The 22,471-nt window shown below is 66.8% G+C and carries 21 protein-coding genes; 12 read left to right on the top strand and 9 right to left on the bottom strand.

Annotated elements, in window-relative coordinates; translation table 11 throughout:
• Positions 1 to 9: 9 nt before the first annotated feature.
• Positions 10 to 957 carry a hypothetical protein gene (locus LGY53_RS29770; protein ID WP_225730003.1) on the bottom strand — a complete coding sequence of 316 codons (948 nt, stop codon included), beginning with the start codon at positions 955 to 957 and terminating at the stop codon, positions 10 to 12.
• Positions 958 to 1,888: 931 nt separating this feature from the next.
• On the opposite strand from LGY53_RS29770, the gene LGY53_RS29775 reads away from it, so the two are divergent.
• From LGY53_RS29775 to pepN, 4 genes are all read left to right on the top strand, one after another.
• Positions 1,889 to 2,941, top strand: a complete 1,053-nt coding sequence (locus LGY53_RS29775; RefSeq protein ID WP_225730004.1) for a protein kinase family protein — start codon at positions 1,889 to 1,891, stop codon at positions 2,939 to 2,941.
• 58 nt (positions 2,942 to 2,999) lie between these two features.
• Positions 3,000 to 3,290 (top strand): DUF6412 domain-containing protein, encoded by a 291-nt coding sequence (locus LGY53_RS29780; RefSeq protein ID WP_225730167.1) that lies wholly within the window; start codon positions 3,000 to 3,002, stop codon positions 3,288 to 3,290.
• Between the two features lie 110 nt (positions 3,291 to 3,400).
• Entirely contained in the window at positions 3,401 to 3,691 is a 291-nt protein-coding gene (locus tag LGY53_RS29785) for a hypothetical protein (protein ID WP_225730005.1), read from the top strand.
• Positions 3,692 to 4,499: 808 nt separating this feature from the next.
• On the top strand, positions 4,500 to 7,109 hold the full coding sequence (gene pepN / locus LGY53_RS29790; protein WP_225730006.1) for an aminopeptidase N: 2,610 nt from the start codon (positions 4,500 to 4,502) through the stop codon (positions 7,107 to 7,109).
• A gap of 9 nt (positions 7,110 to 7,118) precedes the next feature.
• Here pepN and LGY53_RS29795 read toward each other — a convergent pair whose 3' ends face one another.
• Both LGY53_RS29795 and LGY53_RS29800 read right to left on the bottom strand, forming a co-directional pair.
• Complete coding sequence (locus tag LGY53_RS29795) at positions 7,119 to 7,433, bottom strand: hypothetical protein (protein WP_225730007.1); 315 nt, start codon at positions 7,431 to 7,433, stop codon at positions 7,119 to 7,121.
• A gap of 172 nt (positions 7,434 to 7,605) precedes the next feature.
• Positions 7,606 to 7,902, bottom strand: coding sequence for a putative quinol monooxygenase (locus LGY53_RS29800; protein ID WP_225730008.1), 297 nt, complete (start codon positions 7,900 to 7,902; stop codon positions 7,606 to 7,608).
• Between the two features lie 289 nt (positions 7,903 to 8,191).
• Here LGY53_RS29800 and LGY53_RS29805 point away from each other — a divergent pair, with 289 nt between their 5' ends.
• The 4 genes from LGY53_RS29805 to LGY53_RS29820 all read left to right on the top strand — a co-directional run bounded on the left by LGY53_RS29805 (position 8,192) and on the right by LGY53_RS29820 (position 13,209).
• Positions 8,192 to 9,376, top strand: coding sequence for an alanine--tRNA ligase-related protein (locus LGY53_RS29805; protein WP_225730009.1), 1,185 nt, complete (start codon positions 8,192 to 8,194; stop codon positions 9,374 to 9,376).
• A 694-nt stretch (positions 9,377 to 10,070) separates the two neighbouring features.
• Positions 10,071 to 10,760, top strand: a complete 690-nt coding sequence (locus tag LGY53_RS29810) for a response regulator transcription factor (protein ID WP_225730010.1) — start codon at positions 10,071 to 10,073, stop codon at positions 10,758 to 10,760.
• On the top strand, positions 10,757 to 12,148 hold the full coding sequence (locus tag LGY53_RS44245; protein WP_225730011.1) for a sensor histidine kinase KdpD: 1,392 nt from the start codon (positions 10,757 to 10,759) through the stop codon (positions 12,146 to 12,148). Before LGY53_RS29810 ends, LGY53_RS44245 begins: the two co-directional genes overlap by 4 nt.
• Positions 12,149 to 12,672: 524 nt before the next feature.
• Entirely contained in the window at positions 12,673 to 13,209 is a 537-nt protein-coding gene (locus tag LGY53_RS29820; protein ID WP_225730012.1) for a hypothetical protein, read from the top strand.
• Positions 13,210 to 13,219: 10 nt separating this feature from the next.
• Here LGY53_RS29820 and LGY53_RS29825 read toward each other — a convergent pair whose 3' ends face one another.
• Complete coding sequence (locus LGY53_RS29825) at positions 13,220 to 14,689, bottom strand: hypothetical protein (RefSeq protein WP_225730013.1); 1,470 nt, start codon at positions 14,687 to 14,689, stop codon at positions 13,220 to 13,222.
• 154 nt (positions 14,690 to 14,843) lie between these two features.
• Positions 14,844 to 15,524, bottom strand: coding sequence for a TetR/AcrR family transcriptional regulator (locus LGY53_RS29830; protein ID WP_225730014.1), 681 nt, complete (start codon positions 15,522 to 15,524; stop codon positions 14,844 to 14,846).
• 67 nt (positions 15,525 to 15,591) lie between these two features.
• Here LGY53_RS29830 and LGY53_RS29835 point away from each other — a divergent pair, with 67 nt between their 5' ends.
• Both LGY53_RS29835 and LGY53_RS29840 read left to right on the top strand, forming a co-directional pair.
• Positions 15,592 to 16,701, top strand: a complete 1,110-nt coding sequence (locus LGY53_RS29835) for an NAD(P)/FAD-dependent oxidoreductase (protein ID WP_225730015.1) — start codon at positions 15,592 to 15,594, stop codon at positions 16,699 to 16,701.
• 50 nt (positions 16,702 to 16,751) lie between these two features.
• Positions 16,752 to 17,075 carry a hypothetical protein gene (locus LGY53_RS29840; protein ID WP_225730016.1) on the top strand — a complete coding sequence of 108 codons (324 nt, stop codon included), beginning with the start codon at positions 16,752 to 16,754 and terminating at the stop codon, positions 17,073 to 17,075.
• Positions 17,076 to 17,172: 97 nt separating this feature from the next.
• On the opposite strand, the gene LGY53_RS29845 is transcribed toward LGY53_RS29840, so the two are convergent.
• Positions 17,173 to 17,871 carry a methyltransferase domain-containing protein gene (locus LGY53_RS29845; protein WP_225730017.1) on the bottom strand — a complete coding sequence of 233 codons (699 nt, stop codon included), beginning with the start codon at positions 17,869 to 17,871 and terminating at the stop codon, positions 17,173 to 17,175.
• Between the two features lie 100 nt (positions 17,872 to 17,971).
• On the opposite strand from LGY53_RS29845, the gene LGY53_RS29850 reads away from it, so the two are divergent.
• Entirely contained in the window at positions 17,972 to 18,769 is a 798-nt protein-coding gene (locus LGY53_RS29850; RefSeq protein ID WP_225730018.1) for a S9 family peptidase, read from the top strand.
• 157 nt (positions 18,770 to 18,926) lie between these two features.
• Complete coding sequence (locus tag LGY53_RS29855) at positions 18,927 to 19,205, top strand: hypothetical protein (RefSeq protein ID WP_225730019.1); 279 nt, start codon at positions 18,927 to 18,929, stop codon at positions 19,203 to 19,205.
• Positions 19,206 to 19,213: 8 nt separating this feature from the next.
• Here the strand turns inward: LGY53_RS29855 and LGY53_RS29860 are convergent, their stop codons facing one another.
• Genes LGY53_RS29860 through LGY53_RS29870 form a run of 3 tightly spaced genes read right to left on the bottom strand, consistent with a single transcriptional unit; the run spans position 19,214 to position 22,448 of the window.
• Positions 19,214 to 20,227, bottom strand: a complete 1,014-nt coding sequence (locus LGY53_RS29860) for a methyltransferase (RefSeq protein WP_225730020.1) — start codon at positions 20,225 to 20,227, stop codon at positions 19,214 to 19,216.
• Positions 20,228 to 20,253: 26 nt separating this feature from the next.
• On the bottom strand, positions 20,254 to 21,189 hold the full coding sequence (locus LGY53_RS29865; RefSeq protein WP_225730021.1) for a hypothetical protein: 936 nt from the start codon (positions 21,187 to 21,189) through the stop codon (positions 20,254 to 20,256).
• Complete coding sequence (locus tag LGY53_RS29870; protein WP_225730022.1) at positions 21,186 to 22,448, bottom strand: acyltransferase; 1,263 nt, start codon at positions 22,446 to 22,448, stop codon at positions 21,186 to 21,188. The genes LGY53_RS29865 and LGY53_RS29870 overlap by 4 nt, the downstream gene beginning before the upstream one ends.
• Between the last annotated feature and the right edge of the window lie 23 nt (positions 22,449 to 22,471).

Below are 22,471 nucleotides of genomic sequence, written 5' to 3' on the forward strand. Positions count from 1 at the left end.
CGGCCCTTGCTAGCCCCCGGATCCATTTGGCGGACTGGGTGATTCGGATGCGGAGCGGGCGAGGAGTTCGTCGAGTTGGCGTTCGGCGCGTTCGGCGCGGGCGAGGGTTTGTGCGCGGGCTTCGTCGAGCGCTTGGATGCGTTGTGCGGCCGCGGCTTCGGCTTGTTCGGCGGCGGCTGTGGCGGCGGCGCGGGCCGCGGTCAGGTCGGCTGTCGCGGTGCGGCGGGTTTCGGCGAGTTCGGCGCGGGTGGTTTCCAATTCCGTTCGGGCCCTGCGCCATTCGTCGCGGGCCTCGTTGGCGGCTTCGATGCGTTCCAGTACGGCCTGCTCGGCTCGTTCGGTGGCGCGTTCGGCGTCGGCGGCGCGCTGGGCGGCGAGGTCGCGTTCGGCGGCGGCCGCCGATACCTGGGCGGCGGCTTCGCGCTGGGCGTGGGCGATTTCGGCCGCGGCGCGGCGTTCGGCCTGTTCGATTCGTTCCGCGGCTTCTTTTTCGGCGCGGGCGATCTGCTCGGCGGTTTCCCGGCGCACGGTACGTACCTCGGCCTCGGCGGCGCTGCGGGCCGCGAACACTTCGTCGGCGGACTGTTTGGTGACCCGCTGCACCTCGCGCAGCGCGTCATCGCGGGCCGCATTCGCCTCGGCGACAAGGGCTTCCGCGCGTTCGGCGGCGGCCGCGGCATCGTCGGCGGCGGATTCGGCCAGTGTCCGCGCCTCCTCGGCGGCCCGCCTGGCCTGCTCGGCGGCGACGGTGGCGACCTCGGCCTCCGCGATCCGCCGGGCCGCATCCGCCTGCACGGCCTGCACCTGCGCCTCGGCCACCGCCGGATCGGCCAGGGTGGACAGTTCCGCCACCGCCGCGCTGAGCGTATTTCCCAATTGATCGGCCAGCCCACGGAATTGGGTGAGCAACTCGTCGGCCCGCAACCGCGCCACCGTCACCGGACCCGGTGTCGTCACAGTGACGGAAGCCTCCGGTACCTGCGAGTCCTGTTGCTGCCGTTGCCTTTCCCGCCATGCCCGCCAGCGAGTGTGCTCCGGATGGTCGCAATATTCCGACGGCCGCCCCGGCCCTCCCCCGCGAGCGGACGGTCGCGAACACCCTGGAAAGTTGCACACGTTGGACATTCGAGAATCGTAGCGTCACTTACGTCGCATCCAACGTATTCACACGAAACGAAATCCGTGTTGCGCGTGTCGAATCCGCCGAGTTCTGACCTCCGATAAGTGAACCTTATCGGAGGTCAGAATCCGTTGCCTCCCCGCTCTTCTCCGGTAAGCCGTTTCGTTTCGTTTGGTTTGTGTATACGAAACGTAATGTCACGAAACGCCTTCGAAAACTGTGCACCCCTTGTCGCCTATGTCAGTTCTCATGGGAGTGGTGGATTTCGCAACCAATCCGGCACGGCGAGTTTGGCGACGATGTTCCTGTGCCCTCCCCCCGATAAAGGGGCCGCCGAGGCGGATGCGGAATTTGTGACCGCCGGTGGCTTGGCGCCGTGGAAGTCATTGCCAGAGTTTGTCGATGAGCTCGACGCGGTCTCCCGAGGCAGCGGAACTATCCGGGTCAGTTCTGGTCAGCGACCGGGGGCGGCGGACCGGGTTCGAGTCCTGGGTCGGACGGAATCACCTGGCAGCCGTCCGGCCTACCCGAGCCGATGCGGAGCGGCGGTCTGCCGAGGCAGCGTGCTTGCCCGACCTTGCTGTTGATCGGCACGTACATTGTGGCCAAAGGGTATTCGGATCGATCCTGCGAGCCACGGTCCGCTATGCCGTCCGCGAATGCCAGGGGGCAAACCGTCCCGTACGCATACCCTTTGGTGCTGCAAGAGAGGTTGGTGCCTCGGTGGAGGTGAACGCCGAGAAGTTCGATACGTCGCATGGTGCGCGTTTGGCTGCCTACAGTGCCGTCTCGACATCATTGGCGCTGCGCAGTGATCGCGAACTGCGCCACCTGGTGGATTCGGCCGCACCGCTGGGTTCCGGTGTCGGCGGGACTTCGGCGTTGCTGGAGGTCGACGGGACCCCGGTCTTCGTCAAGCGGCTGGCGCTGACCGATCTGGAAAGGCAGCCCGACAACATCCGGTCCACGGCGAACCTCTTCGGGCTACCTGTTTTCTGCCATTCCGGACTCGGGGTCCCCGCAAGTCCGGGATGGGGGGCCTGGCGGGAGTTGGCCGTGCACATCATGACGACGAACTGGGTGCTCGCACATGACCATGAGGGCTTTCCCCTGATGTACCACTGGCGGGTGCTGCCGCACACCGGGCAGACGCTGCCCGAGGAACTGGCCGATGTGGAGAACGTTGTCGCCTACTGGGGAGGCGGACCACAGGTGCGTCACCGGATCGAGGCGCTGCGGGACTCCACGGCTTGCGTCGCACTGTTCCTGGAGTACATCCCGCAGAACCTGCACGACTGGCTGGACGTTCAGGTCAAAGCCGACGAAGAGACGGCCGTGCAGGCATGCTCCATGGTGATGAAGGAACTCGAGGCCGGGATCTCTTTCATGAACGCCCGCGGGCTCCTGCATTTCGATGGCCATTTCCAGAACATCCTCACCGACGGCGAGCGGCTGTTCTTCACCGACTACGGCCTCGCGATCTCCTCCCGCTTCGATCTGTCGAAGGAGGAGGTCGACTTCTTCGCCGAACATCAGACCTATGACCGCAGCTACACCCTCACCCACCTGGTGCAGTGGCTCGTCGTCGCCCTGTACGGGTACAAGCAGGACGAGCGCATCGCGTTCGTGCACGCCTGCGCCAGAGGGGAAACGCCGACGGGGATTCCGCCGCAGATCGCGGCGATCCTCACCCGCCACGCCGCACTCGCCGCGATAATGACCGACTACTACCGCGAATTCCGTTTCGAGAGCAGGCACACCCCGTATCCCTTGGAGGCGATCCGCCGGATCGGCGGGCCGGAAAGCTTGTTCAGCATCTGATGGGTCTGGGTCTCGTTCAGACCGAGATGACCAGATGTGTAGCATTGGTTGTGTGCCAATGGAATTCAGCGACCAGATGCTGGTGCTGAAGTTCGTCGCTGCCTCGATTCTGCTGTTCATGCTGCCGGTTACCGTCGGGGGCGCGGCGCAGGCGATGGCCGCGGCCGTTGTGGTGCTTGTGGTGGCGATCGCGGCCGCGCTGATCGGGGGTTCGGCACGGTCGACGGGTTACTCGCTGGTCGATATCTGTGACGACACCTTTGCGACCGTCTCGTGCAGGCATAGTGACCCCGATGCCGCCGGGCATGTTCGAGCGCGCGCCCCAGGACGGCGCATCGCGGCAGCCTAGACCTTCTCAGGGAGGGATCGGCGGCCGGATTCGTTTCCGTACCTGTTGTCCCGCACCTGCTCTCGTGAGTGTCGGCATGCCTGCCGTGGTGCACGTCCTGGGGTGTCTCAATGGTTCTGTCTGTTTTCGCGCGGCCCGCGCAATGTCTGCGCACTGCGATCTCGCGTGTCGCCGGATACTTTTCGCTCGCCTACTTCTCTGCCGCACAAGCGATTTCGGCGGTGAGCCGGTGGGCCGGCGCGTTGTTGCTGGTGGCGATCCCGGTCGCCGAGATCGCAGTCGGCCTGGACGTGATCACGGCGGTCGCGCTCATCGCACCGGTATGGGCTGTGCTGATCTCGATCGCGATGGTGGCGGTTTACCTGTACCGCCGACGACGGCACCGCAAATCAGCCGAGTGACAGGACTTTTCGCCGATACCAACCGGTGGGCCGGCGCTCGAACAGGCCCGGATCAGTGGGCGACTAGACGCCACCCGGGTGACCGGTCGAGGGAGCTCCGGACCACTGCGCCGCCGGTTGTTGCCACTGCTGCGGTGGCATTGCGGACGATATGTGGCGAGTCCTGCCCCCACCCGCGAGCGCCCCACCGGTCAACACCAAACCACCGACGAAGAGTGCGGCACCGATCAATACGACGTCGCTGATGAGTTCACCGGTACGCTCCCTGACCGGCATGATGTCCTCGCCGCGCGTGCTGTTGTGCCCATCCCACCAACCCCAGCTACAGTCCTGCAACCGGGGATTGTCCCGATTCGCTTGGCAAGTCATACCCAGACCGGGTGTACTTCGCGCGGAATCGTCACGCAAATCATGCTGTGCTATGTAGCCGAGACACATCATCACCGCCCCCGCGACAGCGATCAGCAGGCCGAATATCCCCGCGGTAACCCTCATTCCCCAACCCTTCCAACCACGATCAGCAAGCTCCGCCGACATCTGCCAGGTCAGAGCAAATACCCGGCATGCGACGCCGACATCGTAACGGCCGGTCCGCACAGTGCCGTGCTCAGGTGCGCCGAGATCAATTCGGCGCCGCCGGGAGAGTCGCCGGAATCGGCTACCGCACATCGGCCTGAACCTGGCATGCTGGAAATCGTTGTGCGCCACCGGCTGTGAACGGTGGCGCAGAGATATTGCGCGAGGCGAGGCCGCGGCGGACTTCGGAACGCATGGGGCGGGGCGAGCCTGCGATACCGAGGAGTTCATTTTGTCCGCACCGAGCCTCACCCGCGACCAAGCGATCACCCGGGCTGCCACAGTCGAGGTCGACAACTATCGGATCCATCTGGATCTCAGCGAGCAGCCCGCCGAACCGGCCGGCGGCACATTCCGATCGCTGACCACGGTCACCTTCACCGCGACCCCCGGTTCGCAGACCTTCATCGACCTCACGGCGGAGACGGTCCGCTCGGTCACGCTCAACGGCGCCCCGGTCGAGGTGTCCGATTCCGGGCGCTCACCGGGAATCCTGTTGCGCGGCTTGGCCGAACGCAACGAACTGGTCGTCGACGCGGACTGCCGTTACTCGCGCACCGGTGAGGGCCTGCACCGTTTCGTCGACCCGGCCGACGGAAAAACCTATCTGTCGAACCAGTTCGAGCCCACCCAAGCCAAGCGAGTATTCGCCTGCTTCGACCAGCCGGATCTGAAGGCCACCTTCGATGTCGCGGTCACCGCGCCCGCCGACTGGGAGGTCGTCTCGCTGGGCGCCATCGTCGGCGTCGAAAAAGACGGTGACAAGGCCACTCACACCTTCGCCACCACCGCACGCCTGTCCACCTATCTGATGGTCATCTGCGCCGGGCACTATGTGCGCTGGGATGACGTCTACACCGACGAGCACGGCACCATCCCGCTGGGTATCCTGGCCCGTGCGTCCCTGGCCGAATACCTCGACACGGAACGGCTTTTCGCCGAAACCAAACAGGGTTTCGCCTTCTACCACGCCAATTTCGGTGTGCCGTACCCGTTCGGCAAGTACGACCAGATCTTCTGCCCCGAATACAACATGGGCGCCATGGAACATCCTGGCGCAGTTACCTTTACCGAGGCGTATGTATTCCGTTCCAAGGTGAAGCGCGCCTCCTACGAACGCCGCTGCAATGTCGTGCTGCACGAGATGGCGCACATGTGGTTCGGCGACTTGGTCACCATGCGGTGGTGGGACGACCTGTGGTTGAACGAATCGTTCGCCACCTTCGCCGCCAACCTGGCCCAGGCCGACGCCACCGAATACACCACATGCTGGACCAGCTTCGCCAACAACGAGAAGGCGTTGGCCTACGCGCAGGATCAGCTGGCGTCCACGCACCCGATCGTCGCCGACATCCCCGATATCGATTCGGTGCAGGTGAATTTCGACGCGATCACCTATCAGAAGGGCGCGTCGGTGCTCAAGCAGCTGGCCGCCTATGTGGGGCGGGAATCGTTCCTGGCCGGTCTGCGGAACTATTTCACCGAACACGCCTACGCCAATGCGACGCTCGCGGATCTTGTTCGGGCGGTGGCCGATTCGTCCGGCCGCGACCTGTCCGGGTGGAGTGCGCAGTGGCTCGAGAGCACCGGTATCAACACGCTGCGTCCCGAATTCACGGTCACCGACGGCACATTCACCTCTTTCGCGGTGGTGCAGGAGGGTGCGGCTCCGGGCGCCGGTGAGTTCCGCGCGCATCGGATGGCCATCGGCATCTATTCCGATCATGACGGAAAGCTGGTGCGTACCAAGCGAATCGAGCTCGATATCGCCGCCGGGCGCACCGAGGTGCCGGAATTGGTGGGTGTGGAGCGCGGTGCGCTGGTGCTGCTCAACGACGACGATCTCACCTACTGTTCACTGCGGCTGGACCCGGAGTCGTTGCGCACCGTGCTGGCGCGGATCGCCGATATCGAGGATCCGCTGCCGCGCACTCTGTGTTGGTCGGCGGCCTGGGAGATGGTTCGCAACGCGGAGTTACGCACCCGCGACTACGTCGGCCTGGTATTGCGCGGGGTCGGCGCCGAGTCGGAAATCGCTGTGGTGCAACGGGTTCTGCTGCAAACCCAGACGGCGCTGAGCCGCTACGCCGACCCGGACTGGGCGGCCGAGACCGGGTGGGCGATCTACACCGACGGTGTGGTGGCGCTGGCCCGCGCGGCCGCGCCGGGCTCCGACCATCAGTTGGCGTTGATCAACGCGCTCACCGGCATCGCCGGGCCGTTCGAGGCCCCGCTCGGCGCGCGCCTGCCGCAACGTCAGCTCGATCTGCTGGCCGCACTGCTCGACGGCGACCCGGCCGAGGTCGGCCTGCCGGGGCTGGCGGTGGATACCGAGCTGCGCTGGAAGATCATCCGGACCCTCGCCTCGGCAGGTCGTATCGATGCCGACGGCCCCGCGACCCCGGTCATCGATGCCGAGCTGACTCGCGACGCCACCGACCACGGTCGCCGCCACGCGGCCGCCGCGGCTGTGGCCCGACCCCAGGCCGCAGTGAAGAAGGCCGCCTGGGACCGCCTGCTCCTCGACACCACCCTGGCCAACACCACGGTGCGCGCCATCGCGTTCAACTTCGCCCCGTCCGGTCAGGAGCACCTGCTCACCGACTATACGAACCGGTATTTCGCCGAGCTCCCGGCGGCGTGGGAGCGGCAGTCGACGATGGTCGCCCAGACCCTGGCCCGAGCCCTCTACCCGCATCAGATCAGCACCGCCGCCGTCGACGCGGCGGAGCGTTTCCTCGCCGAAGAGCACCCGTGGCCTTTGCGCCGCCTGGTGTTGGAAGGTAAGGACGGTGTCGAACGAGCTTTGCGCGCAAGGACATTCGACGCCAGCGATAGGTAGCTTGCCTGTCTATTCGGAGGCTTGTTCCTCGGAGGCAGTGTCGTAGATCTGCCCAGCTTCATCGGTGATGCTGACGCCTTGCCAGAACGACACACGCACTCCCCGCGCGGTCGGTGTCGTGTCTGCCGCATAGTGAGCGACCACGCTGCCGTTGGCGTTCTCTACCTCGATGACGCTCGGGATGACGGACCCGCCGGTGGCGACGAGGACCGCTTTGCCATCGCGGTAGTGCACCGACAGCGTGGCCGAGGTCTCCGATTCCGGCGTGGATACGTCGACTATCTGCATATCGCGGTTCTCCGGCGCCGGTTCCTGCTCGGTCATCACATGCCTCCCGCGTAGATCGAACGACGACCAACAGCGTATCGCAGCGCGAATAGCCTTGTGCAGCAATGGATTACTTCCCGCGGACATCCGGTATGTGCGAGCACTGATGGCGGCGTATGGTGCTCAGCCCGTGGCTCTTCCGAGATCCCGCGATGGCCAGCGGGCACGGTCAGTCCTCGAAGCGCTCGACGGTCGGGGTGACACCGGGCGCCCAAAGCCCGACGAGTGCGTCGACGAGCATCGCGCTACCACTGCGCTCGGCCCGTGTGTGCTTGTCGAGCAGGTCCTGGTTGGTCCAACGTTCCAGCATCACCAGCGTGTCGGGATCGTCCATACTCTGGAAAAGGTCGTATCGCTCACAACCTTCCTCCTGTTCGGCGACGGCTTTCAGGGCCTTGAACGCTTCGGCGAACTCTGCGGATCTGCCCGGCGCGACCCGAATCGTGACGATGTGCTGAATGGCCATGGGATTCCTTCTCCTCCAGCGGCTTCCATCACCGTACGGTGTCCGCGCCGAGTTCGGTATCGCCGATAAATTCGATCGCGCCGCGGTAGGTGTCGTTGCTACCGTGGGCCCATGAAGGCCTGTCGACGAATCGCCACCGCGGCCGAGCGAGCTCACAGCTTGCCGGTCGCTGCCGTCTGACCTTCATCTCTTGCCGGCGACCGGAAACGGTCCGCCGGTGTCGGTCTTCTTGCGGGACTTGCCATGTGCGGTCGCTTCCGGTCGATTTCACCTCGATGGAGCCGCCACCATGATCACAACTGACCAGACCATTCACACCTTCGTCGAATTCTTCCGCGAGCGCGGCCATGAACTCGTGCCCAGCGAATCGCTGGTTTCCCCGCCGGGGGATCCGGTGCTGTTCACCACCTCCGGTATGCATCCGTTGACCCCGTATCTGCGGGGCCGCCCGCATCCGCTGGGTCGACGGCTCACCAATAGGCAGCGGTGTCTGCGCACCACCGATCTGGACGAGGTCGGCGACGATACGCATTTGACCGTCTTCGAGATGCTCGGCTCGTGGTCACTCGGCGACTACGGCGGTTCGCAGAGCCTGCGGTGGGGCTACCAGCTGCTGCGTGACGGCTTCGGCATCGATCCCGGGCGAATGCACGTCACGGTCTTCGCCGGGGACGACGCTGTCGGACCCGACCACGAATCCTGGCAGACGTGGGATGAGCTGGGGTTACCGGTCGAACCGGCCACGGACGAGAACTGGTGGAACGGTCCCACCGGCCTGTGTGGCCCCGATTCGGAAATCTTCGTCTGGACGGGGCCCGGGATACCGTGGGGCACACCGACAACCGACGATCGCTGGGTCGAGGTGTGGAACCACGTCATGATGCGATACGTCCGGCACTCGGACGGCAGCCTCGAGCCGTTGGACCGGCCGAGTGTCGACACCGGCATGGGACTGGAACGACTGGTGCGCATCCTGCGCAATGCCCAATCCGTCTACGAGATAGACCTTTTCGAGCCGTGGCGGACCACCCTGCCCCGGCTCTGGGGATCGTTGAACGAACCGTCGCTGCGCCTGCTGTCGGATCATCTGCGGTCCAGCATCGTCGTTCTCGGCGACCGGACCATACCGTCCAACACCGGCCGCGGGTACGTGCTGCGTCGACTGCTCCGTCGCGCGCTCACCACGCTGTGGCGCGACGACCCCACCCGCACATTGTCCGACCTCCCGATCGAACTGATCGAGTGCACCCTCGAACACTTCCGGCAGTCGCGTCACCCGCAGGAGGTGCGCTCGGACCTGCTCGACGAGGAACGCAAATTCGCCCTGCTGCTCCGACGCGGACGACAAGTCTTGTCCCACAAGCGTTTCGCCGGACCCCTGAGCGATGACGACTACCGATACCTGCACTACACCTACGGCCTGCCCCGCGACCTCGTGGTGTACCTCAGCGCGGAAAACGCCAGCAGGTCTTGATATGGCGGCATCAAGGTGACGAGGCCGTCCGGGTCGCGGGTCATCTGGTTGGGTGACATTGCGGCTGCCGCGGACACGCCCGGTGCTGGCAGAGCTGGCGGTGGCACCGGTCAATGCGTTCATCGCGGTTCCGGTTGTTCTCTCTTACGAATGCCATTGCGCCCCTCGGGTTCTCGGTCCTAAGCCCAAAGCGGCTGTGCCGACCGACCGATCCGGGTGCGACGGCCTCTTTCGAGATCCCGAAATAAGAAGGCCCCCATGGTCTCTCATGGCGCGTCCACTCCTATCGGTTTCTTAACCATTGGTTAGTCGTTGCTGAGAACTCGGCTCATAGCGTTGGCGGTGTTCGGATACCGACATCCGGTAAGTCCTAGAGAACGGAAGCGCTCCATGAAATTGTCCACTTTTCGTCTCGCGGTTGCCGTGGCCGCTGCGGGAGCCGGTGCGACTGTCGCCTTTGCCGTACCTGCCCTGGCCGATTGGCCGACCGGTTCCAGCGGTGGTCCGATCCCGACCCCGACACAGCAGCCCGGTCCGGTCCCGACCATGACGCAGGAGCCCGGTCCGGCCCCGACGCCGACACAGCAACCCGGTCCGTTTCCGACACAGCTCAGGTTGGTCCCGTCGGCATGAATAGGGCTGGGGCCGCTCTGCCGGCCGACGGCGTCGGTCTGCCGGAACTAGTGTCGGTCCCGTGACGAACAGCCGAGTGTTGGTGGTCGACGACGATGCCCGGATACGGGCATCGGTGGCGCGGGGACTGCAGCTGTCCGGTTTCACCGTCGACACCGCGGCCGATGGAGCCGGTGCGCTGCAACGCATCGCCGCGGGCGCGCCCGCGGCGATGGTCCTCGACCTGAGTATGCCCCGGCTCGACGGGGTCCAGGTGGTCACCGCGCTGCGCTCGCTCGGAAACGACATTCCCATCTGCGTACTCAGCGCCCGGTCGGAGGTCTCCGACCGGATCGATGCCCTGGATGCGGGTGCGGACGACTATCTGACCAAGCCGTTCGATCTCGGTGAGTTGGTGGCGCGGTTGCGGGCCTTGTTGCGGCGGGTGCCCGCGGCCGCGCCCGATCCCGGCCGCTTGGTCGCCGGGCCGATCACCGTCCAGATCGGTACTCGCCGCGCATGTGTCAACGACATCGTCTTGGATCTGACCAGACGGGAATTCGATCTGCTGGCCGCGCTGGCATCCGCGCCGGGGCAGGTGTTCTCCCGTGCTCAGCTGCTCGATCAGGTGTGGGGCTACAACTTTCCGACACAGACGAAGGTTGTCGACGTATTCGTGTCGAATCTGCGCGGCAAGATCGAGGCGACCGGATGCGCGCGCCTGATACACACCGTGCGCGGGGTCGGTTTCGCGCTGCGGGCCGAGCCGTGAGGTCCCCGATTTCGCTGCGCGCCCGGGTGGCGTTCGCCAGCGCGGCAGCGGCCGCGCTGGTGGTCGTCGCGATGAGCGCGGTATTTCTGGCTGTCGCCCAAACCAGTACCGGTCAGCAGCTCGACAAGGTGGTGAAATCGCTCGATGTCGCCCGCGGCGGTGCGGTTTCGACGACCCGCCCGCAACCGACACCCACGATCCCACCCGAACATCCGGGCGCATCCGGTACCGCCGGACCGACGAACCCACCTGAGCCGACACCCACGATCCCGCCCGAATATCCGGGCGCATCCGGTACCGCCCGACCGAACCCACCGCAGCCCACATCCACGATCCCGCCCCAACCCGGGCGGATAACGCCCTCGCCGACCGGGTCGGGATATGTGTGGCAGTTCCCCGCCGATGGCGGCACCGTGGCGGCCGCTGTCCCGAAGTCGGTGGTCGCCGACACGATCACGCAGCAACGTGACCGGATCTTGACGGTCGGAATGGTAGCGATCGTGCTGGCCGCCGGGCTGGGCTGGTTCTTCGCGCACCGCGCGGTGTTGCCGCTGCGGCGGCTGACCGAGGCGACCAAGGGGGTGGGTTCGCGGCTGACGCTGGAGGTTTCGTCGAAACGGGAGACCGCCGAGACCGCCGAACTCACCGCGGCCATGAACCAGATGCTCGAGCGTATCGCCGCCGAACGCCGGCACACCGCCGACGCTCTGGCCGCCGCACGCGATTTCGCCGCCACCTCCGCCCACGAGCTGCGCACCCCGCTGACATCGATGCGCACCGACTTGGAGGTATTGCATTCACTGCCGCTCACCGAGGACCAGCGCGCCGAAATCCTCACCGATGTGCGCGCCGCACAGTATGCGGTGGAATCGACCCTGGACGCATTGGAACGGCTGGCCCTCGGCGAGCTGACCACCGACGCGGACTTCGCCGACGTCGACCTCGACGAGCTGATCGAACAGGTCATCGACGATGCCCGGCGGATCCATCCGGCGCTGTCGATCAGTTCGGCGGTCACCGAACCGGTGCGGATGCGGGGGCTGGCGGTCGGTCTGCGCTCGATCCTCGACAATGCCGTGACCAACTCGGTGCGCCACGGGGCGGCCACCCGGGTGCGAATCGACGCCCGCATCGGCGGCGACGCCATGATCACCCTCACCGTCGACGACAATGGCAGCGGAGTCCTACCCGACGACCGGGAACGAGTGTTCCAGCGATTCTCCCGCGGCCCGACCGCGGCGGCCGGAAGTGGTCTCGGCCTGGCGCTGGTGGCGCAGCAAGCCCGGCTGCACGGCGGTTCGGCCGGTATGGACGACAGCCCGCTCGGCGGTACCCGGCTGCGAGTCACTCTTCGCATGCATGCCGACCGGAACCACAGCGACGACTGACATAGTTACGTCATTTCGAATCCGCGTCCACCAAAATGGTTCGGTTCCCCACTCGGCTATTCGCCGAGTGGGGAACCGATATCAGGGGATTGTCGTTCGAATATCGACGCGATCGGCGAATCCGCACGTCACTCGGCCCCGACAGCCGTTCCAAGGACCGAATATCCAGCATCGAGAGCGCCGCGCATTGTTCGGATCATGTTGTTCGATGTTGGCGCCCCCGAGATCGAACAACACGAAACGGCTAAACAAAGACACCTGGCGGGTCGGGCCGCCCGGTGACACCGGTATGGCGGCCCACACGGCAGACCGTTGGCCCGATATCGAGATAGGCGTGCAGATGTTCGCAAGAAGGAAGACGGTCCTGGGTATCGCGCTCGGCGCAACGCTTCTGGGAATCGCTACCGCTGCGCCGAGCACAGCGAATTTGCAGAAATGGAATCCGGCGCTTATCTGATCGCCCGATGATTCTGCCCCGTACTACACAAGGAAATTCAATGCGCATGCGAGCAGATATATTGCTGATGGCCGCGGTGACGGCGGCCCTGACGTGCTCGGCGGCGAATCCGTCCGGTGCGGCGCCGCGAACCGATACACCGACGTCCGTTACTCCCTCGACGCCGATGACCACCGCCCGTCCGACCGGCGCGCCACAGCCCAAGGCCGATCCTCAGCTGTGGCTGAGAAATTGGGGCCTGAATCCGGTGCGGTGCATCTATTACGACAACGAGTCGGCGTGGTTGGATGACGCCCTGCCGGATTCCGGCTGCGATCCCGGGTACGAACATGTCTTCACCGTCACTTTCACCGGTTCCGGCTACCGGTATCAAATGACCGACTATCCGGGTCACTGTTTGGGTGTCGCCACGGATCAGGCGATGGCGGGAAGCTGGACGTGCGACAGCGACGAATCGCTGTGGGAAGCGATTCCGGCGGACGGCCGGGTGATGTTGAAGAACGTTGCCGCCCACGCTTGTCTCCTGGCTTACGACCACCCGGACCGCCGGCTCTTCCTGAGTGAATGCAAGCCGAACCCGTGGGTCGAATGGGACGCGTCGTGACATGCCCGGGTCATGGCACAGGCCAGGTGTGTACCGGAGCGCCGGTGTGCGAGCACTCGACATATCGCCGGGTCATCTCGCCCAGGGCCGAGATTCGCCCCAGACCGTGTTCCTCGAGGTGGCGCACCATCAGCGTCTGCCAGGCGGCGCCGGTACGGCCGCATCGGACTCGCGCTTCGATGACGCCGAGGTAGTGGTCGCGGTCGTCGGCGTCCACGCCCCAGGCGTCGAGCCCGGCGGCGGCGATCGGCAGTAGCACCTCACAGGTGAGCCGGTCGACCGGGTGGTCGACGCCCCGCCAGGACAGCCGCGCCGTCAGCCCGTCGCGTGCCGCGCGATGCAGGTCCCGCTCCGCCACCGCGAAAGGGATCCGGCTGGTGGGGATGTCGTCGCTGTCGACGATCGCGCGGACCAGGCCGTAGTAGAAGGCGGCGTTGGCGACCATATCGGCGGCGGTCGGTCCGCTGGGTAGGACCCGGTTTTCGATGCGGAACTGCGGGTGTCCCGCTTGGACGTCGTAGACCGGGCGGTTCCAGCGCCAGACCGTGCCGTTGTGCAGCCGAAGCTCGCGCAGGTTCGGGGTATACCCGGCGCGCACGGCGGCATCGGGATCCTCGTCGTCCAGCGTCGGAAACAATGGTGGGAAGAGCCGCACCAGCTCGTCGAAGAGTTCCACCGGGCCGTCGATCCACCCGTCGCCCAGCCGGACGCGTGCCGGTGCGCCGACCCGGACGTCCCTGGGTGGGCGGCTGTCGAGCAGCTGCTCCAACAGCGTGATGCGGGTTTCCTGCCACGCCTGGCGGGCCAGCAGGTACGGCGAATTCGCGGCCACCGCGACCTGGGCCCCGGCGATCAGCTGGGCGGCGTTGTAATAGTCGGCGAACCGGTCGGGCGGCACCCGCAGGTGTAGCTGCAGGCTGGTCGCGGCGGCGTCGGGAGCGGGCGCGTCGGTGGTGAATTCCACCGGCTCGCACCCGTCGGGGATGCGCACGACGAACGGTCTGTGGCGTGCGGCGCGCAGGCGGTGGCACAGCAGCGCGTAGCGCGGGTTGGCGGAGATCCGTTCGAGGGTCAGCTGCTCGGCGCTGACGGTGGGCAGCATGCCGACGGCCACCAGCCGAGCGCCCAGCCGCTCGATCCGCGCCCGGCTGGCGTTCAGCACGTCGGCGAGTTCGCGTTCGCAGTCGCGCAGCACACTTCCCCGCAGCCGACGCGGGGCCAGGTTCAGCTCCACGTTGAACCGACCGAGTTCTTCCTGCATGTCCGTCCGGTCCAGATGTTCCAGGACCAGGTCGTTGATCAGCCGCGGGCGGCCCAACGGGTCCACGAGATCGAGCTCGACCTCCATACCCACGGTGTCTTCATGGCCGACGAACCAGTTGTCGTCGACCATGTGCCGCAATGCCGCGACGCAGCGCTGGAGCCTACGCCGCACCTCGTCGTCGTTGTCGACAACCAACGCGTCGACGCGCTTACCCACGCGCACCACCTCGCAGCACCGCCGGGTCCCACTCACGATCTCAGGATGACTTTACGCCGGTTGGCCGTTCGGGCCGCGTCCTCAGTGGGACTTGTCTTTCCGCATGAGCGGCCAGATCGCGTCTCCTGCAAGGCAACTGGCCATTCGAGGCAGGTCAGCCGTGGATGCGGGCTTGGATGCCGTCGAGGAGGAAGTCGAGGCCGGTGTGGAAGGTTTGGTCGGCGTCGAGGTGGGCGGCGTCGCGGATGACCGTGGCCAGCGCCGGGTATCGGCCGGTGGCGAAGGTCCGCACCAGGTAGGGGCCGAAGGCGGCCTGCCACTGCGTCTTGTCCATCCCGGTGGTTCGCTCGGCGCGTCGTTCGGTGATCTCCCGGCGCACCGCGCCGATCACGTACGCGTTGACCGCGTCGATCACCGGCATGACGCTGTCCACGTCGATCTCGCCCATCGCCGCCACCACGGCCTCTCCCCTGGCCAGCGCGTTCGGTCCGAGCTGCGGCCGCCCACCGATCAGGTCGGCAAGCCATTCGTGCTGGTGAGCGGCCTGCCGGGTGGTTTCGGCCATAGACCGCAGCACTTCTCGCCAACTGTCTCCGCTCGGCCGGATCTCGGCGTAGACCGCGTCGACCATCAGGTCCAGCAATTCCTCTTTGGTGGCGATGTAGCCGTACAGCCGCATCGGCCCGACGTCCAGGGCGGCGGCGACCTTGCGCAGCGATACCGCCGCCAGCCCGTCCGCGTCCGCCAGCCGGATCGCCGCACCCACGATCCGTTCTCGGCTCAATGGTGCCGGCGCCGGCCGATCCGGCGGCTCCGGCCGCTCCCACACCAACATGCCCTGACGATACACCGAATGCTTCGATACAGTGTATCGAATAGTTCAGCGTATCGAAGGGGCGATCATGACCATCACCATCGTCGGAGCCGGATTGGGCGGCCTGACCCTTGCCCGGGTGTTGCACGTGCACGGCATCGACGCCGTCGTGTACGAGCGTGAGTCCTCGCGCGGCGCGCGCGGTCAGGGCGGCATGCTCGACATCCATTCCGGGCAGCGGGCGCTGCGCGAGGCCGGACTGATCGACGGGTTCCACGCCATCGCCCGCGGTGAAGGGCAGGATATGCGTCTGCTGGAGCCGGACGGCACGCTGCTGCACCAGGAGGACACGCCCGATGACGCCCCGCTCCTGCGCCCCGAGGTCGACCGCGCCGATCTGCGGAACCTGCTGCTGGATTCGTTGCCCGCGGGCACGGTGCGCTGGGGGCGTGCGTTCGAATCCGCCGAGGACGGCCTGCTGCGCTTCGCCGACGGCGGCACCGCGGCATATGACCTGCTGATCGGCGCGGACGGCGCGCAGTCCAGGGTTCGCGCGCTGCTCACCGACGCCCGTCCGGTCCATATCGGCCAGAACGTCGTCGAACTCGGCATTCCCGATATCGACCGCACACATCCGGACCTCGCGGCGATGGTCGGGCGCGGCAACTACTGGGTGCTCGGCAACGGATTGTCCCTGGCGGCGCAGCGCAACGGCGACGGCCGCGTCCGCATCGGCCTCAGCTTCTACCACACCGCCGAGGACTGGTTCGCCACCAGCGGGATCCCGTTCGACGATCCGGCCGCGGCCCGGGCGCGGCTGATCGAACTGCTCCCCGGCTGGCATCCACGGTTCACCGCGCTCATCGCGGCCTGCGACGATACCGTTGTGCCGCGGTCGATCACCACGCTGCCGGTCGGCCTCACCTGGCCGTCGAATCCGGGCGTCACGCTGGTCGGCGATGCCGCGCACCTGATGCCGCCGGTGGGCGAGGGCGCCAATATGGCGTTGCTCGACGGTGCCGTGCTCGGTCTCGCCCTGGCCGCGCACCCGCACGACTTCCCCACCGCCATCGAAGAATACGAACGCGAGATGTTCGAACGCACCGGCACCGCCGCCCGGATGTCGGCACGTATGCAGGAGGTCCTGATGTCGCCGGACGCCAGCCGGCGAATGCTCGCATTCTTCCAACCCGGCTGAACGGCTCCCGAAGCCGTCGCGTTCTCGACCCGCATGCACAATGTGTGCGCGTGAGCTTCAACAATTTCGCCCGTAAGGTGCGCGACCCCACCCTGCCCTACCCGCATCGGGTCTCGGCGCTGCGTTCCTGCGTACAGCTGTACCGGCCCATCGGTTTTCGCGGCACGCTGAATTTCCTCGCGGAGCGGGCAGGACCGCTTTCCCGAGACGAAGCCGCGCTCCTGCGCGCCCTCGATCTGCTCGAGGCCGCCCGCGCGGCCTGGCACGCCGAACTGCGCGAGTACGCGATTCAACGTCGACATGCCAAACAACATGGTGAGCGCAGTCCACGCCGCACCGATCCCAACCCCAACTACCTGAAGCTCCTTCGCTGAAGGACCCAGGACCACGCGCGGCGCGGCAATTAGCTTCGCGCGCAGGCCATCTCATGTCGAGTAAGCCGAAACCGGCGCGGGCGCAAATGGGTTGGCGCTAGCGGTGGGCGGCGGCGAGGAACATCGGTATCGCGGCGAAGAGCCGGTTTGCGCGGGCGCGTTCGGTTTGTTCGGCGAGCCAGGTCTCGTCGTCGGTGATGCGGCGCATGACGGTGGTGAGCGCGGTTTCGTCGGTGTAGATGATGGTGTGCACTTCGACGACCGGGTCGGTGAAACCGGCGTCCAGCAAGAGGTTTCGGTATCGTCGGGCGATCCGTGGTGACGGGAGCGAGTTCGCCTTGGCGTGGATCAGTCGGCGGGTGGTCTGCGGGTCGTCGGAATCGATGACGATCGTGTCCCAGTCCGGGCCGAGCAGCACGGCCCGCCCGCCCGGTGCGAGGATGCGGCGCGCCTCGGCGACGGCGCGCGCCGGGTCGTCGAGCATGTGCAGGACCTTGTCGGCGCGGTAGCCGCTGACCGATCCGGTGTCGAACGGTAGCGCGCAGGCGTCGCCGACGTGGAATTCGCCGGCGGGCCAGCGTTTGCGCGCCGCGGCGATCATCTCGGGCTCGAGATCGATGCCGACGGCGCGGGCTCCGCGCTCGGCCAGTTCGGCGACCGCGCGGCCGCCGCCGCATCCGACATCGACGACGGTACGGCCGCCGAGGTCGCCCAGCAATTCGTAGGAGCGTACGCGTAATTCGACGGCGGCGGGCCGCGCGTCGTTGGCATCGAGGACAGCGAGCAAACTGGACATGCTGCCATGGTCGGACTTCATGCCGACCTGAGGTCAACCCCGTTTTCGCTTGTGGCGTAAACGATTTCCGGCGGGCAGCGCCAGGCCTTACCGTGTCCGCATGCAGTCACCGATTACCGGAACGGCGGCCGGTGTGCCGTTCACCGCGTTGCCGCCGCCGGATGGCGGCGCCGCCCCGCTGATCGTCACCTGGCATATGCTCGACGCGCCGAGGTCGGATGCCGCGTTCGCCGCGGCGCTGCCGATGAACGAATTGCCCGCGTGGCGGGTGCATCTGGGCATGCCGATGTGTGGGGCGCGCATGGTGGACGGCAGCACCGACGCCATCGTGCGGCTGTTCACCGAGGATCCGCTGATGTTGTTTCTGCACCCGTTCGTCCGGCAGGCGACCGAGGAGTTCCCGGCCGCGCTGGACTCGATCCGTGCGCAGTTGCCGGTGCACGACGGCCCGATCGACGTGCTCGGCGGCTCGCTGGGCGGGGCGGTCGCGCTGCGGATCCTCGCCGACACCGACATTCCGGTGTTCGCGGGGGCGGTGGTGAACGCCGCCATCCGGATGCGGTCGGTCGTCGACCTGTTTCCCGGCGACTACCCGTACGATGCCGAATCCGAAAAGGTCGTCGACAGCCTGGATTTCATCGCCGAGGCGGCCGTGATCGCCGGTCGAGCGCCGCTGCTGGTGGTCAGCGGCGAACTCGATCATCCGGCGCTGCGCGCCGACGCGCTGCGGTTCGCCGACGCGTTGGGTGAACGGTCCGAGCTGCTGTCGATCCCCGGGCTGGCGCATCCGCTCGCCGACGAGCCCGGTATCGAACCCGCACCCCAGTTGCCGGGCGCCCGCGCGGTGGATTCCGGTTTGACAGTGTGGTTCCGCCGTCATCTCCCGGCCGCAGGCTGAAGATCGAAATCGGTTCGGCGCGTTGATCTTCGAAACAACCGCCGACCTGCACCCGACCGGGCCGAGCGACTTCCGGCCCGCGCACCGGCACCTGCCGCCGTGGTATACCCGGATTGAATCGATTGCAGCACAACGGCTCTCGAGAGGAGGATCCGCAATGTCGAACGAGGACGCGCAGACGGACGGGGTGTTCGCCAACGAGGTGATCCGCAGCAGGCGCGGTCAGGATATCGTCGCCGGCGATATGGTGGCGTGGATCGATGAGCATGCCGGACTCACGATGGATCAGCTCGGTGGGCCCGGAACCCGCGATCTCACCAGCGAGGATCAGCCGTATCCCGGCTGGGAGCAGCTGGGTGGGCGCACGCTCGTGGATGCGGTGGCCGCCATCGGAGCCCACCTCGGCATCCCCGGGTTCCGGGATCCGAAGGCGTGAACTGACCATCAGCTGGGGCGGCAGTCGAGCACGGTGAGCCCGCATGCCCAGCGGCGCACGCCGACCACGACGGCTCCGGCGCGTTCGGCGAGGCGGGTGAAGTCCGCGGTGGAGCGCAGTTTGCCGCCGACCACGACGAGCATCTGCAGATCGTATGCGGAGCGGGGGTCCGCGATAACGTCGTCGGGCAGCATTTCGACGATGAGGACACGGCCGCCGGGGCGGGCGGCGGTCACGCAGTTGGCGAGGATCCGCTGTGCCGCTTCGTCGTTCCAGTCGGTGAGCACCCGGGAGATCAGGTAGGCGTCGGCGCCGGGTGGTATCCGGTCGAAGAAGCTGCCGTCGACGGCGGCGGCGCGGGCGCCGAGCCCGGCGGCGGCGAAGCGGCGCCTGGCCGCCGCGGCGGCGGGTGGCAGGTCGAATACCGCGCCGGTGAGATGCGTTTGGGCATCGAGTATTTCGCCGAGCAGGATGCCGATGCCGCCGCCGACATCGATGAGCTGACCGAGCCCGGTCCAGTCGTATTCGGTGGCGAGCAGGTGGGCGATGCGGGCGGTGTCGGCGCCCATCAGCTCGTCGAATCCGCTTCGCAGGTCCGGTCTTTCGGCGAGATCCGCCCAGAGCGGCAGGCCGTGCACGGAACTGTAGCCCTCGGAGCCTTTGCGGACGGCGTCGGCCAGGCCAGCGTATCCGGCATCCATGCGCGCGCCCGCGCCGGACAGGTTCAGCCATGCGCGCTGGGGTGCGCCGTCCGGGCCGGTCAGTTGACGTGAGATGTCGTTCAGCGCATATCGATCCGGTGCGGCCGCCGCGAAGACGTGGTGCGCGACTAGGTACCGCAGCAGGCGGTCCAGCGAATCCTGGTCCGCGCCGGTCGCTTTCGCCAGCTCGGCCGCGCTCGCCGGTCCCGCTTCGAGTATTTCCGGCAGGCCGAGGGTGACCGCGGCGCGCACCGCGTACGGGGTGGCCAGGTCGGTGAGCCGGGCGAGTTCGGCGGCGGGATCGCTTGTGGTGTCGGGCATAGTGCACACTCCTGGGTCGACTCGGGTCACCGACGCGACGTTTCGGCGAGTTGGGTTCGGGTTTCGGCGAGATGGCCGAGGCGGCCGACGACGCCGTCGGCGAACCCGGCGGCCATGGCGCGCAGCTTGGGCACCTTATCCGGTTCGAACAGCAGCACCGACAGTATGTTGCGCACCAGAAATGCGTTGAGCGCCAGCAGGCTTCGCCGTTCGCGTGCATGCCGCGTCGTGAAGTGGACGCAGTTGCGGGTCTGGTAGTAGCGCCTGATCGGCGCGTAGCCGAAGACCAGCATCCGCATGCCGAGCACGGTCCGCAACCGGATATCGCCGATCCGGTGCCGCATCAGCACGTCCGCGTTGACGATGAGGCCGACCCCGCGCCGCGCCGCTCGGTGACAGAATTCCCAATCGAGATAATCGATGACGTACCGTTCGTCGAACGGCCCGATCGCCTGCCACGCCCGCCGGGTGATCATGGTCCCGGACGACACCAGGAAATCGACCTCGATGGTTCCGTTTTTCGCCAGTGCCGCAATCTGTTCCGCGCCGGCCACCCGATGTCCCAGCAGCAGGATGCCGGTCTCGACGTCGTACGGTACCGGCCCCACCAAATATGGGCGGCCGGATTCCACCGGTACCGGTGTGGCGAGCATATCGGCGAAATAGCCGCCGTCCACCTCGGAGTCTTGGTCGAGGATGAAGACGACGTCGACACCGCGGCCGAACAGCGCATCGATCCCACGATTGAAACCGCCGCCGAGCCCGCCACGGTTTCGGTTGACCACCAACAAGATTCCGGCGTCGCGCACGCGTGCGTACCAGGGTTGGGGTTGCGGGGAGTTGTCGACGACACAGACCTGCCCGCCGGTCTCGGTGAGCGAAATCGCGTGCGCGATATTGTCTTCCGAGGGACACCAGGCGACGATCACCACGCCGTACGAGGATTGCGCCGACCAGCTCATCGGAGCACCGGCCCTTCGGCGGATATGGCCGTCAGCTCGTCTCGGATGACCGCCAACAAGATGTCCGCATCGACCGCACCGACGTATCCGATGGTGAGGCGCCCCGCGAAGGTGTAGAGCATGAACAGCCCGATCTGCGAGGTCACCTCGGTCGACGGCCGGGGATGGGCCAGCAGGTGCACGATCTCGTAATCGGTGATCGCCGCCCCGGGCGGCATCCGGAACCTCGGGATGACACCGCAATTGGTGATCCCGAGATGACCAGCCACCGACCGGGTCCGGCGCTCGCCGTAGAAGTCCGGATAGTGCCACACCGATTGCTGCAACACGCCCTGCGCCAGGTCGCGGCGCAAGCGGTCGGCGATCCGGCGGGCGAGTTCCATTGTCCCGCCGCATGTTTCCAGATCGGCGGCGAAGCACGCCGAAGCGGCGAGATTCGTGGCCGCGGTGGCGGGCACCTGCGGGTCCAGATGGCGGCGCAGATCCACCGCGTACAGCGCGCGCACCGGTCTCGGGCCTGCGCTCGTCCGTGCGCCGAACGCCCGCAGCAGCACCCCGGTGACCACGCTGTTGACCGTCAGACCCGTGCGCCGGGCCAGGGCGATGAGCCGACCCGTCGTCTCGGCGTCCAGCGTGCTGCGCGCGGGCCGGAGGAGGCCACCGCCCAGGATTTCGGTGGCGGCCGCCGGGTCCGGTTTCGGCTCTGCCGACAGCGGTACGGTGACATCCTCGAGCCCGGACAGCGGGCCACGACGGAATCCGTATGTGGCGGAATACCATTCGAGCGATCGCGGATAGTCGTGCGGCACGGGTTCCGGCACAGTGGCCGTCAGGCAGTCGGTGTAGAAGTCCCAGAGTCGGGCGAACAGTTCGATCGCGTGGCTGCCGTCGGCGACGGCGTGGTGGATGTACCAGGTGACGCGGGCGCACCCCGGCGCCGCCACCACATCCAGGTAGGCGAGTTGCGTTGCGGGGTCGAGCGGTTGGGCCGGGTCCCGCAATTGTCCGGGGTCGCCGTCGCCGAACCAGGGGCCGACCGGCGGGCTTGCGTTCGACCGGATCAGCAGGCACCTGCCGTCGGATTCCTCGATGATGCGGCAGGTCAGCACCGGGTAGCTGCGCTGGAGCACCGCGAATGCCGCACCGAGCGCCGTCGCGTCGAGTTCGCCCGTGACCAGCACGGTATGGCCGCTGTAGGCGCCGTGCGGCACGAACCGCGCCTCGCTGGGGTCCAGTTCTCTGATCAGCTCGTCGGGCACGCCGAATCTCCTTTCGCGCAACG

The organism is Nocardia sp. JCM 34519.1, assembly GCF_020361265.1.
In the GTDB taxonomy this organism is placed as follows: domain Bacteria; phylum Actinomycetota; class Actinomycetes; order Mycobacteriales; family Mycobacteriaceae; genus Nocardia; species Nocardia arthritidis_A.

Bases quoted from the DNA above. Each gene is read 5' to 3' on its own strand.
- LGY53_RS29780 (WP_225730167.1), top strand. From the start codon at position 3,000: ATGGAATTCAGCGACCAGATGCTGGTGCTGAAGTTCGTCGCTGCCTCG.
- LGY53_RS29785 (WP_225730005.1), top strand. From the start codon at position 3,401: ATGGTTCTGTCTGTTTTCGCGCGGCCCGCGCAATGTCTGCGCACTGCG.
- LGY53_RS29795 (WP_225730007.1), bottom strand. From the start codon at position 7,433: ATGACCGAGCAGGAACCGGCGCCGGAGAACCGCGATATGCAGATAGTC.
- LGY53_RS29800 (WP_225730008.1), bottom strand. From the start codon at position 7,902: ATGGCCATTCAGCACATCGTCACGATTCGGGTCGCGCCGGGCAGATCC.
- LGY53_RS29805 (WP_225730009.1), top strand. From the start codon at position 8,192: ATGATCACAACTGACCAGACCATTCACACCTTCGTCGAATTCTTCCGC.
- LGY53_RS29820 (WP_225730012.1), top strand. From the start codon at position 12,673: ATGGCCGCGGTGACGGCGGCCCTGACGTGCTCGGCGGCGAATCCGTCC.
- LGY53_RS29830 (WP_225730014.1), bottom strand. From the start codon at position 15,524: ATGTTGGTGTGGGAGCGGCCGGAGCCGCCGGATCGGCCGGCGCCGGCA.
- LGY53_RS29835 (WP_225730015.1), top strand. From the start codon at position 15,592: ATGACCATCACCATCGTCGGAGCCGGATTGGGCGGCCTGACCCTTGCC.
- LGY53_RS29845 (WP_225730017.1), bottom strand. From the start codon at position 17,871: ATGTCCAGTTTGCTCGCTGTCCTCGATGCCAACGACGCGCGGCCCGCC.
- LGY53_RS29850 (WP_225730018.1), top strand. From the start codon at position 17,972: ATGCAGTCACCGATTACCGGAACGGCGGCCGGTGTGCCGTTCACCGCG.
- LGY53_RS29855 (WP_225730019.1), top strand. From the start codon at position 18,927: ATGTCGAACGAGGACGCGCAGACGGACGGGGTGTTCGCCAACGAGGTG.
- LGY53_RS29860 (WP_225730020.1), bottom strand. From the start codon at position 20,227: ATGCCCGACACCACAAGCGATCCCGCCGCCGAACTCGCCCGGCTCACC.
- LGY53_RS29865 (WP_225730021.1), bottom strand. From the start codon at position 21,189: ATGAGCTGGTCGGCGCAATCCTCGTACGGCGTGGTGATCGTCGCCTGG.